We start from the raw sequence: 12,948 nt of genomic DNA, 5'->3' as shown, positions 1-12,948 counted from the left end.
TCCCCAGCCCCTATGACTGATACTGCCCCACCTTCTGCACACATCACTACACGCATGCCAAGCTTGCAGCCCATCGAGCAGCGCGTGGCTCAGGCCATCTTGGAGGACATGGACTTTGTCCTCCACGCCACCGCGGATCAGCTCGCGGCTAAGGTCGGTACCTCCCGCACCTCAGTCATCCGTACGGCGCAGGCGCTGGGCTACGACGGCTACCAGCAGCTGCGCGTAGCTCTCACGCAGGAGATTGCGCAACGCCCACGGCAGCTTCCCGGTGTCGATTCGACCTACGTCGGCCGCATGTCCGCCGAGATTGCCAGCTTCAGCAATTATCTACACGGACTCACCACGCTACTCAATGAGAAAGAACTGACAGCAACGGTTGAATCACTTGTGGGAGCGAAGCGCGTCCTCATCGTGGGCAACGGACTATCGGCTCCACTTGCCCAAACCATGGCGCTGCGCCTGACCAGTATCGGACGCCCTGCAGAGTTCGTGGGAGAGGCCACGGGCCAGCACATCGCAGCAACGCAACTGGATTCCGAGTGCGTATGCCTCGTGGTCTCTGGATCCGGCTCGACCACGCTCACGCTCAAAGCTGCGACCGCGGCCCACGCGTCGGGCGCGGCCATCATCGCATTGACGTCGTTTACCTCTTCGCCCTTGGCGGATCTTGCCACCTACACGCTGGTCATTCCCTCCCCCGATGGAACGTTCCGCGCTGAACTCGCGGATGCCTCCCGCGTGGCCTTCCTGCTGGTTTTAGAGGCACTCGTCACGCTGGTGGATTCCCACCTCGATGATTCCGCGGCGCGGCGCGCGGTGCTCACTGTGCTGCAATCGGCGATGGAGAATTAATTACCCAAGTACGCGTAGGCCGCGGCGATGAGCGCCTGGGTCGCGGTGTTCAGCGTCGGCTGCAGCTCCGGCGCAAATCGCGGGTTGTGGTTGGGAATTGATGCGCCATCAGTTCGCCCGCCGAAGCCCCAGAAACAATAGGGAGCTCCGAAGGCATCGGGGATGCGAGAGAAATCTTCGGACGCCGTCCACGGCTCCATGTCGAGGACACTATCGCCACCAAGGACGTCGATAAGCTGCGCGCGCACTTTTTCGGTCGCTTCTTTATCGTTGACGGTGAGGGGGTAATTATCACTCTGTACAAACTGCGGCTCGCGCGGGGACATCGCTGCTTGGCACTCGGCCTCGACAATGCGGTGGATAGCCTCCACGATCTGTGCTCGGACGTTCTCGTCATAAGCACGAATGTTGATGCGCAGAGTGGCCGAATCCGGGATGATATTAGCCTTCGAACCTGCCTGCAGCGCGCCCACGGTCAGTACGGCGAACTGGTGCGGATCGACCTCGCGAGAGACAACGGTTTGTAGCCGCAGCACGATGGAGCTAGCCAGCACCACCGGATCAATACTCAGGTGCGGCATGGAGCCATGCGACCCGTGCCCATAGACCGTCACAGTGAGAGACGTCGCCGTAGACAGCACTGGGCCGGGCGCGATAAGCACGCTGCCGGCGGGGGCGTTCTTATCAATGAAGACGTGCTGGCCAAAGGCCACATCAGGGGTCGGAACCTTATCGGTGAGTCCCGCATCAACCATGGACTGTGCGCCCTCGGCGGTCTCCTCACCAGGCTGAAACAGCGCGATGAAGGTACCGGACCACGCGTCTCTAGCTTTCGCCAGCGCCTCCGTGGCACCCAACAAGGCGGTCACATGGGTGTCGTGGCCGCAGGCATGCATAGCGCCGCCCGTAGCGGCATAGCTTAGGTCAGTGTCCTCTTTAATGGGAAGACCGTCAAAATCGGCGCGCTCCAAGACGGTCGCTCCTTCACCGTTGCGGAGAATGCCGACGACTCCCCCGCCGAATTCCAGCACCTCCACCCCGCGAAACTCACGGAGCTTATCCGCGATAACCCCGCGAGTACGCTCCTCTTGCATGCTGAGCTCTGGGTGCTGATGCAAATCTTTGTACAGGGCTTCCTGCCACGTCGTGGCTTCCGCGGCGCGGTCAAGGATGTGGGCGATACTCATGCCCACATCCTACGCGGAGTGGCGGGACTATCCGCCGATCTTGAAGTCGCAGACGTCTCCGTCCTGCATGATGTATTCCTTGCCTTCCTGGCGGACCTTGCCCGCATTGCGAGCCTCAGCCATCGAGCCAGCGGCATCGAGATCATCGAAGGAAACGATTTCAGCCTTGATGAATTTCTTCTCAAAGTCTGTGTGGATGACGCCAGCAGCCTGGGGCGCAGCAGAGCCCTGCTTGATCGTCCACGCACGGGCTTCCTTAGGCCCTGCAGTCAGGTAAGTCTGCAGGCCGAGGGTGGCGAAACCGGCCTTGGCTAACGTCGCCAAGCCCGGCTCCTCCTGCCCCACCGACTCCAGCAACTCGAGTGCCTCAGCCTCGTCAAGCTCAAGAAGCTCCGTCTCGGTCTGAGCATCGAGGAAGACGCACTCGGCTGGGGCGACGAGCTGACGTAGCTCATCCTTCTTGGCGTCATCAGTCAGCACCGACTCATCAGAGTTGAAGACATACAGGAAGGGCTTAGCGGTCATGAGGTGAAGCTCGCGCAGCAGGGCGAGATCAATTTCGTTGCTCTTGGATGCAGCGAAGAGCGTACGGTCATCCTCGAGGATGGCCTGAGCCTTCTTGGTCTCCTCAACGGTGTCCGTCAGCTCCTTGTTCTTCTTGGCCTCCTTCTCCAGACGCGGCAAGGCCTTCTCAATGGTCTGGAGATCAGCGAGGATGAGCTCGGTGTTGATCACCGAGATATCATGCGCCGGGTTAACCTCGCCGTCAACGTGAATAACGTTGTCATCAGCGAAGGCACGCACCACCTGGCAGATGGCATCTGCCTCGCGGATGTTGGCAAGGAAGGCGTTACCCATGCCCTCACCCTTGGAGGCGCCTTCGACAATGCCGGCGATGTCCACGAAGGACACGGTGGCCGGGAGGATGCGCTCGGAGCTAAAGATCTCAGCCAAGCGGTCCAGGCGGGAATCCGGAAGCTCAACGAGGCCGACATTCGGTTCGATGGTGGCGAACGGGTAGTTCGCTGCCAGAATATCGGAACGGGTCAGGGCATTAAACAACGTGGACTTGCCCACGTTGGGCAGGCCGACGATTCCTAGTGTAAGACTCACGGGGCCAATCCTAACGCACCCCGGATCTTTTAAGGCAAGATGGTGGGGTGAGTTCCGATCAGCCTAGCCCTCAGTCCTCCTCGCCCGAGCTCGCCGCCGCAGAGGCCGCGCTTGGCGGGCGCTTTGACGACTCAGTCGATGCTGCGTCCCTGGATGATGTTTCCCCGCACCCGCCGGGCAATCAGGTGGATCGCTCGGTGGTGGTCGGCGAAGTCATTAAGTCTGCGTCATTGTGGGCATTGCGCCTCACCATCATCGGACTCTTCCTTTATGCCACCTTCCGCATGTTGGGCAATTTTTGGCGCGGCATTCTTCCAGTCCTCATCGCGTTGATTATCTGCACCGTGCTGGCCCCCGTGGCCAGTGCCATGCGCCGTAATGGACTCCCGTCAGCACTCGCCGCAGCAATCACGATTTTGGTGTCCTTTACCGCAGTGGGCTCACTGTTCATGTTCATCGCACCGGACTTTGCGCGGCAATCCCAGACGCTCTATCTCCAGACGGCCGAAGGTATTCAGCGCCTCCAGCTGTGGGCCCAGGGCCCACCGTTGAATCTCGACCCGGATGAGATTGGCACGTATATCGACGAAATCGCTTTGTGGCTCCAACGCCAAGCCGGATCCATCGCAGGCTCCGTCTTCACAGGTATTGGTACGGCCACGTCCATTGTGGTGACTTTGTTCATCATCGTGGTGCTCACCTTCTTCTTCCTCAAAGACGGCCATAATTTCCTTCCCTGGTTGCGCGCCGCCACTGGCCGCCGCACCGGCTGGCACCTCACCGAGTTGCTCACCCGCGTATGGACAACATTGGGTGGATTCGTGCGGGCACAGGCAGTGGTCTCAGCTGTCGATGCCGTCTTCATCGGACTCGGCCTCGCCCTCATCGGTGTGCCGTTGGCCATGGCGCTCGCCATCATCACTTTCATCGCCGGTTTTATCCCGTTTGTGGGCGCCATCGTGGCTGGCGCCCTGTCCGTCACGATCGCACTGGTTTCTCTGGGCTTCACGAAGGCTCTGCTCGTCTTGGGACTTGTCCTCTTGGTCCAGCAGTTGGAAGGCAACGTGCTCTCCCCATGGCTACAGTCCAAGGCAATGAACCTTCACCCAGTCATCGTTCTGATCTCGGTGACGGTGGGGTCCGCGCTTTTCGGCCTCGTGGGCGGCTTCCTTGCCGTGCCGGCAGCAGCCACCATTGCGGTGGGCTACCGCTACTTCCAGGACATGATGATGCTCCAATCCGGAGAACGGACCGCGGAGGATCTGCAGTTTTCCACCGTGGCAGGCTTCCTCATCGGGCGCTATACACAAGAGCAGGGTGACCGGAAACGCGAGCAATGGTTGTCCATCCCGGATCACGTTGCTCCCGAAGGCGCGGCTGAGGATGTTGCCACCGATGGCACAAGCGCCTTAGACCGCAAGGTCGACGTCGATGCCGACTTCACTGAGCGTGAAAACGGCGCCCGCGCCGGCATCAAGCGTGCAATCGGAGCTCTCGAACAAATGTTGCAGTCGAAGGATAAAGACTAAGCCGAGATGTCCACGGCGCATGCCATGATGTCAGGCATGACGTCTACTCTTCCCGTGCTGCTGCTTTTCCTCGGACTCATCATCGGCGCTGCCTTGGGGTGGCTGGCCCGCGCCTATTCCGCGCAGTCCTCCCAACCCTCAGAAGAACACCGAGCTCTCCAGGAATCCCAGCGCCGGCAAGCAGAGCTTGCGCCGCTGGAGAAGGCAATGGACAGGTTGGGACTGCAGCTCCAAGAGATTGAGGAGGACCGTGCTACCTCACTGGCCGCACTGAGCAGCCAGGTCCAGGCAGTAACACGGACCTCCACCCGGCTGTCTGATCGCACGGACAAACTTGTTGGCGCGCTGCGCTCACCGAATGTTCGGGGGCGCTGGGGTGAGGTGCAACTTGAACGCGTTGTGGAGCTCGGCGGCATGCGCAAACATGTCGACTTTGATTCCCAGGTCACTGCATACATCAACGGCGCTGCCGTGCGCCCCGATCTTGTCATTCGCCTGGCCGGTGGCCGCAGCATTGTCGTCGATGCCAAGGTCCCGCTCAGCGCCTACCTCGACGCCATGGAGAGTGAGGACCCCGAGGATCGGGCGGGCTTCCTTCGGCGCCACGCACATCTCATGCGCTCCCATGTCCAGGCACTCTCCGGCAAGGACTACATTGAGGCTTTCTCCCCAACTCCGCAGTTTGTCATCCTCTTCGTCCCCGCCGACACGTTCGTCGACGCTGCACTGACGGTCGATGCTGAACTGCTCGAATTTGCCTTTGAGCGCAACATTGTCATCGCCACGCCGAGCACGCTCTTCGCCCTACTGCGCACCGTAGCGGTGAGCTGGCAGCACGAGGAGATATCCGATAAGGCCCGCGAAGTCCAGCGTTTAGGCCGCGAGCTGTATACGCGCCTTAATACTCTCAACGAGCATTATGACAAGGTGGGGCGGGGACTCGAGCGAGCCGTGGAGGCCTATAACGCGAGCCTGGCCAGCTTGGATTCACGGGTTGGGGTGACCGCCCGTCGGCTTACGGAATTGGATATTCCTGCCCGCGTGGATCGCACACCAGTCGAACCGCGCAGCGTGGAGTCGTGGCCGCGGCGCGCCCATAATGACTAACGTTTCACCCGAAAATCCCGGTAAACTCTCACGGCGTGTCAGTTGCCAAAAATCGTCGCCGCCCACCCCGTCGCGGAATGCCGCTCACCCGAGCACTTCTTGTTGCGCTCCTCGTGGCGCTCGTGGCCATGGCCGTGTCTGGTGTGCTCGGGCGTGTCGGACTGGCTTTCGCGCTGATTTTTGGCTTGGGTTCCCTCGCCGTGACTTGGCTCGTGGAAACCCGTGGCTTGTACATGACCGTGATTACCTTGCCCTTGCTGTACGCAGTCGGCGCAGTGGGGGCCGGATTTATCAACTCCGCTTCTGCGCTGCCAGAAGGCGCCTCGCCGTTTAGTAAGACGGCGCTGCTCACTTCGGCTTTCCCCCTTATCCAGCACTTCCCTGTCCTCATCGTGACAGTTTTGGCGTGCGCATTGCTGGCGGTACTTCGCGTGTGGCGCAGCAATAATCATGCTAAGAGCCAAGAGGCCAAGGCCCTCAAGAAGCGTCGCGCGGAGGTTGCTGCTGATGAGCGCAACCGTTCCGAACGCCTCTCTGTGGCTGAGCTCGTCGCGCGTGAGAACACCTCGCCCCGCCGGGTTCGTGAGCGCGATCGCGGGGAGCGCCGCCGCCTACAAGAAGAAGAACGCGAAAGGCGCCGTCAGGCTGCTCCTGACGCAGACGAACGTGAGGAGTTCCGCCGAGCCGCCGCCAGGTCTGCTGAAAACAGGCAGCGTGCGCCGCGTCCTCAGCAGAAGCTCGAGGAGAACCTCTACGAGGACTAGCGCAGTGCTCCGGGTCTCCAGGATTTCTAGGCGGTCGAGGTGCCCTAGGTTCTAGCGCTCAGTACGAGCCGGGCGCAGGTCACGCGGCAAGGAGAAAGTAATGGTCTCCGTGGAAGTCGTTACCTGTTCCACATCGCTATAGCCGCGCGCATCAAGGAACTCGAGTACCTCGCGCACGAGAAGCTCCGGTACCGAGGCACCACAGGTCACTCCAACGGTCGAAACGCCCTCCAGCCAGGCCTCATCAATCTCCGAGGCAAAGTCAACGAGGTACGACGCCGTGGAGCCTGCCTCCAGTGCTACTTCTACGAGACGCTTCGAGTTCGAGGAGTTCTGGGAGCCCACAACAATCATCAGGTCACACTTCGGGGCGATAGCTTTGACCGACTCCTGACGGTTCTGGGTGGCGTAGCAAATATCATCTGACGGCGGGTTTTCCAGGTGTGGGAAGCGCTCACGCAACTTGTTCACAATCTCGATGGTCTCATCCACCGACAGCGTGGTCTGAGAGAGCCAGATAAGCTTCTCATTCTGCAGGGAGTCCGGCAGCTTGTCGACGCCCTCCAGACCATCCACGAGGTGCGTCACCTCCGGAGCCTCACCGGCGGTGCCCTCCACTTCCTCGTGGCCCTCGTGACCAACGAGCAAAATCTGGTAGCCATCACGCTCGAAACGCTGTGCTTCCTTGTGCACCTTCGTCACCAGCGGGCACGTGGCATCGAGAGTGAGCTGCTTGCGCTCTTGTGCTTCCTTGCGCACGCTCGGAGCAATGCCGTGTGCGGAGAAAACCAGGTGTGCGCCCTCAGGAGCTTCGGAGGCTTCTTCGACAAAGATGACGCCACGTTTGGCTAGCGATTCCACGACGAAGCGGTTGTGCACAATCTGCTTGCGCACATAGATGGGTGCGCCGTACTTCTCCAGCGCCTTTTCTACTGTCTCAACAGCACGGTCCACGCCGGCACAGTAGCCGCGCGGAGCCGCCAGGAGCACCTTCTTGGCAGTTTCAGTCATGGCTCCCAGAGTATCGAATAACCGCCGCATACTGTAGTTACCGTTTAAGCTGCTGACTCGCCTTCCTCGCCCGCTGAGGGTGCATGTCCGAGCAACCTCCTAGACTGGACGCAGAACACAGCACGAAGAAAGGACTACGCGTGAACCAACCGGCTAATTCCGCGGAGGCACCGTGGCCCGTTGGCAAGGTCAATGACCAAGTCAAAGGCTGGATTGAGCGTCTCGGCTTCCTGTGGGTCGAAGGCCAGATTACGCAGCTCAATATGAAGCCATCATGGAAGCTGTCGTATATCACCCTGCGCGATGTGGAGCAGGAGAAGTCCGTGCAGTTGACCTGCAATACGTCGCTCATTCGGAATGCGCCCTCCCCGCTCAAGGACGGCGACCGCGTCGTGGTCTATGGCAAGCCAGCCTTTTACGCTGGCCGTGGCAGCTTCTCCCTCTGGGTCACCGAGATCCGCCACGTCGGCATCGGTGATCTGCTGGCACGCGTGGAGATGCTGCGCCAGCGCCTGCGCCAGGAGGGGCTTTGTGATCCTTCCCGCAAGCTGCCGCTGCCCTATTTGCCTCAGAAGATTGGCCTCATTACTGGACGTGGTTCCCACGCCGAGCGCGATGTCCTGTCCGTCGCACAGGACCGCTGGCCGGCCGTTCAATTCGAGGTCATCAACACCGCCGTGCAGGGCGCCACGGCCGTGACTCAGGTTGTTGATGCTCTGCGTACCCTTGACGCCGATCCGGAGGTCGACGTCATCATCATCGCCCGTGGAGGTGGTTCGGTGGAGGATCTTCTTCCCTTCTCCGAGGAGGCCCTGCAACGCGCTGTGGCTGAGGCCCGCACACCGGTGGTCTCCGCCATCGGACACGAGCCGGATCACCCGGTGCTTGATGACGTTGCCGATCTCCGCGCCGCCACTCCCACTGACGCCGCCAAGCGCGTTGTCCCTTCTGCTGCAGAGGAATATGCGCTCATTGCGGAGGCTCGTTCTCGCATGGCTGCTGCTCTGCGCGGGTGGGTGGAGCGCGAGCGGCGTGGCCTGGAGAATATCCGCTCTCGCCCGGTACTCGCGGACCCGATGGTGCCGATTACCGCTCGCCGCGAGGAACTTGACCGCCATGTCTCCCTGATCCGCCGCGTCATCACGCACCAGCTCGATCGGGAGAGCAACCAAGTCTCGTCGCTGCGTGCCCGCGTATCCGCCTTGGGCCCCTCAGCCACACTCGAGCGTGGCTATGCCATCGTGCAAGTTGTTCCGCGCGACGGCAGCGGGCCTGAGGTGGTCACCAGCTACGAGCAATCACCTCCTGGTTCACAGCTGCGCATCCGGGTGGGCGATGGCTCCATTACCGCCGCAGCGATGTCCTCCCACGCAGCGGACTAAGCACGATAGGTTTTAAAACGCTGACTTAACCCACACAGATAGGATCCCTTTCATGACTGACACCATTGGCGCCGGACAGCCCGGCCAGGATGCTTTCCCACCCGTTGAGGAGCTCAGCTACGAGCAGGCTCGCGACGAGCTCATTGAAACCGTCAAGATTCTCGAATTAGGCCAAATGGGTTTGGACGAATCGCTCAAATACTGGGAGCGCGGTGAGGCTTTGGCCAAGGCTTGTGAGGCGCACCTCGACGGCGCATCGAAACGCGTGGAGGAAGCCCTCCGCAAGAATGAGGAGGCTGAAGCCTAAATGAAGATCTATGCTTATCCGGGCGACCGCGTCGACTTCGTCTCCAAGTCCGGTGGAGCTGGTTCCATGGTCTTTGGAGATTCACGCCAACTCGCGGAAGAATTCTTCGGTGCCCCGCACACCGCTCAGGGCGAGGAAATCAGCTACTTCTCTGGCTCGATTGTGCTGCGTTTTGCAGAAGACAAGCTCACCGACATCACCCTCTTCCCCAGCAAGTCCGTCCACGAGAAGGTGGACGTCTACCTTGGCAAGACCCGCCTGAGCGGACTCGACCAGGAATCCCTTGCCCAAGCGGCGGGCAACGCCATCGATGTGGAGTGGGACGGAACGCTGCAGCGCGTCACTATTCGCTGACGACGTTGCCGTCTTCGCCAATTGTGAGCGGTTCAGCCTCTACGAAGGCGACTAGGGCCGTTTCATAATCAGCGTCAGAGGCAGAGCCGGTAAGGACGAGGCGGGCATCGCCCAAGTCAGTAATCCACAGTGGGCGGACATCCCGATCATCACTGCTGAGGATTTCAACGTCGTGGCCCGCCACCTCACGCTTCTCGGAGTTGGCACGATAGTTGGAGTCGTAAGCCGAGGGGACATCGCCAAGCGCCAGCTGCGTCTGTGCGGACTCAACATAGCCATCATTCGGGGTCAGCCAGCTCACAACGGAACCAACCTCAGAACCCATCTGCTTGCGGCGCGCAGCGTTAGGCTGCCACCCTTCCGGCAGAACAGGTTCGCGAATGACAGCTCCCGTGTTGCGCGCCTCCATCGCTAGGAAGGTCGAAGCGTCCACGTCCTGCACCGGACCCGATTTTTCAGGGTTCACGGAGCACAGTCCTGTCGCACCTACCGCGACGAACATCATGATGAGAATGACGCCAACGGTCAAGGTAATGTCACGCGCGCCCTCGAAAATTTTTGGTTTCTCTTCAGCAGCCACCCGCCTAGTATCGCACGCCCCATCCTGCGAACGCGACATCGACCACCTACCTGCAGTTTCCCTCACATTCACCCCCGATCCCACATCTGGGGGAGGCATTCGGGCTTAAGCCCACCATAAAAGTGGAAGAATAGAGGATGTATTCCGGGTAATTCTCCCACCCCGGGTCAAGCCACCTGATAAGAAAGGGACCACTTACTTATGTCCGACAACACGTCTTATATCCCTGACCGCAACCTAGCGATGGAGCTGGTGCGCGTCACCGAGGCCGCGGCACTGGCCTCGGGCCGCTGGGTTGGCCGTGGACAGAAGAATGAAGGCGACGGCGCTGCGGTGGATGCCATGCGTAAGCTCATCAACTCCGTAGAGATGAACGGTGTCGTTGTCATTGGTGAGGGCGAGAAGGATGAAGCCCCAATGCTCTTCAACGGCGAGGAGGTCGGCACCGGCGACGGCGCTGAGATGGATATCGCCGTCGACCCGGTGGACGGCACCCGTCTCATGGCTGAGGGCCGCCCGAACGCAATCTCCGTCATCGCCGCTGCTGAGCGCGGAACCATGTACGACCCCTCTGCGGTCTTCTACATGGAGAAGATTGCCGTGGGCCCAGATGGTGTCGGCTGCATCGACATCAACAAGCCCGTCGAGTGGAACGTAAAGTCCGTTGCCAAGGCAAAGGGCATCAAGCCAGCTGACCTGACCGTCGTTGTGCTCGACCGCCCGCGCCACGATGAACTCATCAAGGAGATCCGCCAGGCTGGTGCCAAGGTCCGCCTCATCATGGACGGCGACGTAGCCGGCGCCATTGCCACGTGCCAGGACACCAACTCCATCGACCTCATGATGGGCATCGGCGGCACCCCAGAGGGCATCATCACCGCTTGTGCCATGAAGTGCATGGGAGGCGAGATTCAGGGCAAGCTGTGGCCGAAGGACGAGGAAGAAGCTGAGAAGGCTCGCAAGGCTGGCCATGATTTGGATCGCGTGCTCACGACGAACGATCTGGTCTCTTCTGAGAACTGCTACTTCGCTGCTACGGGTGTCACCAACGGTGACATGCTGCGTGGTGTGTCCTACCGCAAGAACGGTGCGACGACCCGCTCCCTGGTCATGCGCTCCAAGTCCGGCACCATCCGCTACGTGGATTCCATTCACAAGCTGGCCAAGCTGCAGGAATACTCCGTGGTGGACTACACCAACCCGCACGATCAGGAAAGCTAATCCGCCTTCCACAGAACAGTGCTACGGTGGCCAACAGCGCCGTGCTACGGCACACATAAATCAATCAACAACGCACACTTCACAGAAAAGGTGACTTCATGACTGAATACCGCATTGAGCACGACACCATGGGCGAGGTCAAGGTTCCGGTCGACGCCCTGTGGCGCGCCCAGACCCAGCGTGCAGTAGAGAACTTCCCGATCTCCGGCCGTGGTCTCGAGTCCGCACAGATCCGCGCCCTCGGTCTGCTCAAGGCCGCCTGCGCACAGGTGAACAAGGACTCTGGCAAGCTGGACGCCGAGAAGGCTGATGCCATCATTGCTGCCGCCACCGAGATTGCAGAGGGCAAGCACGATGAGGCTTTCCCGATCGACGTCTTCCAGACCGGCTCCGGCACCTCCTCCAACATGAACACCAACGAGGTCATCGCCTCCATCGCCCACAACAATGGCGTGGAGATTCACCCGAATGACCACGTCAACATGGGCCAGTCCTCCAACGACACCTTCCCCACCGCTACTCATGTGGCGGCCACCGAAGCTGCTGTCAACGACCTCATCCCGGGCCTCAAGGTTCTGCACGAGTCCCTCGTCGCGAAGGCCAAAGAGTTCGCTGATGTGGTGAAGTCCGGCCGTACCCACCTCATGGACGCCACCCCGATCACCCTGGGCCAGGAGTTCGGCGGCTATGCCCGCCAGATCGAGCTTGGCATCGAGCGCATCGAGGCTACCCTCCCGCGTTTGGGTGAGCTGGCCATCGGCGGCACCGCCACCGGCACCGGCCTGAACACGTCCGCGGACTTCGGCGCCAAGGTCACCGAGGAGCTGAAGAAGCTCACCGGCGTCAAGGAGCTCTCTGAGGCGAAAAACCACTTCGAGGCGCAGGCTGCGCGCGACGCCCTCGTGGAGTTCTCCGGTGCTATGCGCACCGTCGCTGTTTCCCTCAACAAGATTGCCAACGACATCCGCCTCATGGGCTCCGGCCCGCTGACCGGTCTGTCCGAGATTCACCTCAAGGATCTGCAGCCGGGCTCCTCCATCATGCCGGGCAAGGTCAACCCAGTCCTGTGTGAGGCCGCCACCATGGTGGTCAGCCAGGTTATCGGCAACGACGCAGCTGTTGCTTTTGGTGGTTCCAATGGCCAGTTCGAGCTCAACGTCTACATCCCGATGATGGCCCGCAACGTCCTCGAGTCCTCTCGCCTTCTGGCTAACGTCTCCCGCGTCTTCACTGAGAAGTGCATCGACGGCATTGAGGCTAACGAGGACCGCATGAAGAAGTTCGCGGAGTCCTCCACCTCCATCGTGACCCCGCTGAACTCTAAGATTGGCTACGAGAACGCTGCTAAGGCTGCCAAGCACGCACTGCATGAGAAGATCACCGTGCGCGAGGCTGTCATCGACCTCGGCTTCGTCGATGGCGAGAACCTCACCGAGGAAGAGCTTGACGAGCGCCTCAATGTTCTCACCATGACCAACCGCGACCGCGACGACTTCTAAAGCTCACGCTAAGAAGCCTCTCCACCGCTCTCCTTCGGG

General features: G+C 60.6%; 13 protein-coding genes. 9 read left to right on the top strand and 4 right to left on the bottom strand.

What is annotated here, in order from left to right; genetic code table 11:
- Positions 1 to 12: 12 nt before the first annotated feature.
- Positions 13 to 855: a MurR/RpiR family transcriptional regulator gene (locus tag HMPREF3149_RS05405; RefSeq protein ID WP_042530262.1), complete on the top strand. Its 843-nt coding sequence runs from the start codon at positions 13 to 15 to the stop codon at positions 853 to 855.
- On the opposite strand, the gene HMPREF3149_RS05400 is transcribed toward HMPREF3149_RS05405, so the two are convergent.
- Both HMPREF3149_RS05400 and ychF read right to left on the bottom strand, forming a co-directional pair.
- Positions 852 to 2,042: an amidohydrolase gene (locus HMPREF3149_RS05400; RefSeq protein WP_070537024.1), complete on the bottom strand. Its 1,191-nt coding sequence runs from the start codon at positions 2,040 to 2,042 to the stop codon at positions 852 to 854. The genes HMPREF3149_RS05405 and HMPREF3149_RS05400 overlap by 4 nt on opposite strands.
- 27 nt (positions 2,043 to 2,069) lie before the next feature.
- On the bottom strand, positions 2,070 to 3,155 hold the full coding sequence (ychF, locus tag HMPREF3149_RS05395; RefSeq protein ID WP_042530257.1) for a redox-regulated ATPase YchF: 1,086 nt from the start codon (positions 3,153 to 3,155) through the stop codon (positions 2,070 to 2,072).
- A 47-nt stretch (positions 3,156 to 3,202) separates the two neighbouring features.
- On the opposite strand from ychF, the gene HMPREF3149_RS05390 reads away from it, so the two are divergent.
- Genes HMPREF3149_RS05390 through HMPREF3149_RS05380 form a run of 3 tightly spaced genes read left to right on the top strand, consistent with a single transcriptional unit; the run spans position 3,203 to position 6,555 of the window.
- Entirely contained in the window at positions 3,203 to 4,684 is a 1,482-nt protein-coding gene (locus HMPREF3149_RS05390) for an AI-2E family transporter (protein ID WP_070537023.1), read from the top strand.
- A 6-nt stretch (positions 4,685 to 4,690) separates the two neighbouring features.
- Complete coding sequence (locus tag HMPREF3149_RS05385) at positions 4,691 to 5,791, top strand: DNA recombination protein RmuC (protein ID WP_371440956.1); 1,101 nt, start codon at positions 4,691 to 4,693, stop codon at positions 5,789 to 5,791.
- Between the two features lie 35 nt (positions 5,792 to 5,826).
- Entirely contained in the window at positions 5,827 to 6,555 is a 729-nt protein-coding gene (locus HMPREF3149_RS05380; protein ID WP_236684041.1) for a DUF6542 domain-containing protein, read from the top strand.
- A 51-nt stretch (positions 6,556 to 6,606) separates the two neighbouring features.
- Here the strand turns inward: HMPREF3149_RS05380 and HMPREF3149_RS05375 are convergent, their stop codons facing one another.
- Positions 6,607 to 7,566 carry a 4-hydroxy-3-methylbut-2-enyl diphosphate reductase gene (locus tag HMPREF3149_RS05375; protein WP_201773969.1) on the bottom strand — a complete coding sequence of 320 codons (960 nt, stop codon included), beginning with the start codon at positions 7,564 to 7,566 and terminating at the stop codon, positions 6,607 to 6,609.
- A 140-nt stretch (positions 7,567 to 7,706) separates the two neighbouring features.
- Here HMPREF3149_RS05375 and xseA point away from each other — a divergent pair, with 140 nt between their 5' ends.
- The 3 genes from xseA to HMPREF3149_RS05360 are packed head-to-tail and all read left to right on the top strand — an operon-like array spanning position 7,707 to position 9,609.
- On the top strand, positions 7,707 to 8,948 hold the full coding sequence (xseA, locus tag HMPREF3149_RS05370) for an exodeoxyribonuclease VII large subunit (protein WP_042530250.1): 1,242 nt from the start codon (positions 7,707 to 7,709) through the stop codon (positions 8,946 to 8,948).
- A gap of 52 nt (positions 8,949 to 9,000) precedes the next feature.
- Positions 9,001 to 9,255 carry an exodeoxyribonuclease VII small subunit gene (locus HMPREF3149_RS05365; RefSeq protein WP_042530249.1) on the top strand — a complete coding sequence of 85 codons (255 nt, stop codon included), beginning with the start codon at positions 9,001 to 9,003 and terminating at the stop codon, positions 9,253 to 9,255.
- Positions 9,256 to 9,609 (top strand): hypothetical protein, encoded by a 354-nt coding sequence (locus tag HMPREF3149_RS05360; protein WP_070537022.1) that lies wholly within the window; start codon positions 9,256 to 9,258, stop codon positions 9,607 to 9,609.
- On the opposite strand, the gene HMPREF3149_RS05355 is transcribed toward HMPREF3149_RS05360, so the two are convergent.
- Positions 9,599 to 10,228: a DUF4245 domain-containing protein gene (locus tag HMPREF3149_RS05355; protein WP_236684040.1), complete on the bottom strand. Its 630-nt coding sequence runs from the start codon at positions 10,226 to 10,228 to the stop codon at positions 9,599 to 9,601. The two genes, HMPREF3149_RS05360 and HMPREF3149_RS05355, sit on opposite strands and share 11 nt — an antisense overlap.
- Before the next feature lie 162 nt (positions 10,229 to 10,390).
- Between HMPREF3149_RS05355 and glpX the strand changes: the two genes are divergently transcribed.
- Both glpX and HMPREF3149_RS05345 read left to right on the top strand, forming a co-directional pair.
- Positions 10,391 to 11,410 carry a class II fructose-bisphosphatase gene (gene glpX / locus HMPREF3149_RS05350; protein WP_042530243.1) on the top strand — a complete coding sequence of 340 codons (1,020 nt, stop codon included), beginning with the start codon at positions 10,391 to 10,393 and terminating at the stop codon, positions 11,408 to 11,410.
- A 98-nt stretch (positions 11,411 to 11,508) separates the two neighbouring features.
- Entirely contained in the window at positions 11,509 to 12,909 is a 1,401-nt protein-coding gene (locus tag HMPREF3149_RS05345) for a class II fumarate hydratase (protein WP_070537021.1), read from the top strand.
- Positions 12,910 to 12,948: the final 39 nt, after the last annotated feature.

It is taken from the genome of Corynebacterium sp. HMSC05E07 (assembly GCF_001807225.1).
Classification (GTDB): domain Bacteria; phylum Actinomycetota; class Actinomycetes; order Mycobacteriales; family Mycobacteriaceae; genus Corynebacterium; species Corynebacterium singulare.
Note: the sequence above shows the minus strand (reverse complement) of the source record. Positions and strands in the feature narration are given on the sequence as shown.

What these genes read in the sequence shown, in the direction of transcription:
- HMPREF3149_RS05405 (WP_042530262.1), top strand. Translation starts at nt 13, where the DNA reads ATGACTGATACTGCCCCACCTTCTGCACACATCACTACACGCATGCCA.
- HMPREF3149_RS05400 (WP_070537024.1), bottom strand. Translation starts at nt 2,042, where the DNA reads ATGAGTATCGCCCACATCCTTGACCGCGCCGCGGAAGCCACGACGTGG.
- HMPREF3149_RS05385 (WP_371440956.1), top strand. Translation starts at nt 4,691, where the DNA reads ATGTCCACGGCGCATGCCATGATGTCAGGCATGACGTCTACTCTTCCC.
- HMPREF3149_RS05375 (WP_201773969.1), bottom strand. Translation starts at nt 7,566, where the DNA reads ATGACTGAAACTGCCAAGAAGGTGCTCCTGGCGGCTCCGCGCGGCTAC.
- HMPREF3149_RS05365 (WP_042530249.1), top strand. Translation starts at nt 9,001, where the DNA reads ATGACTGACACCATTGGCGCCGGACAGCCCGGCCAGGATGCTTTCCCA.
- HMPREF3149_RS05360 (WP_070537022.1), top strand. Translation starts at nt 9,256, where the DNA reads ATGAAGATCTATGCTTATCCGGGCGACCGCGTCGACTTCGTCTCCAAG.
- HMPREF3149_RS05355 (WP_236684040.1), bottom strand. Translation starts at nt 10,228, where the DNA reads ATGTCGCGTTCGCAGGATGGGGCGTGCGATACTAGGCGGGTGGCTGCT.
- glpX (WP_042530243.1), top strand. Translation starts at nt 10,391, where the DNA reads ATGTCCGACAACACGTCTTATATCCCTGACCGCAACCTAGCGATGGAG.
- HMPREF3149_RS05345 (WP_070537021.1), top strand. Translation starts at nt 11,509, where the DNA reads ATGACTGAATACCGCATTGAGCACGACACCATGGGCGAGGTCAAGGTT.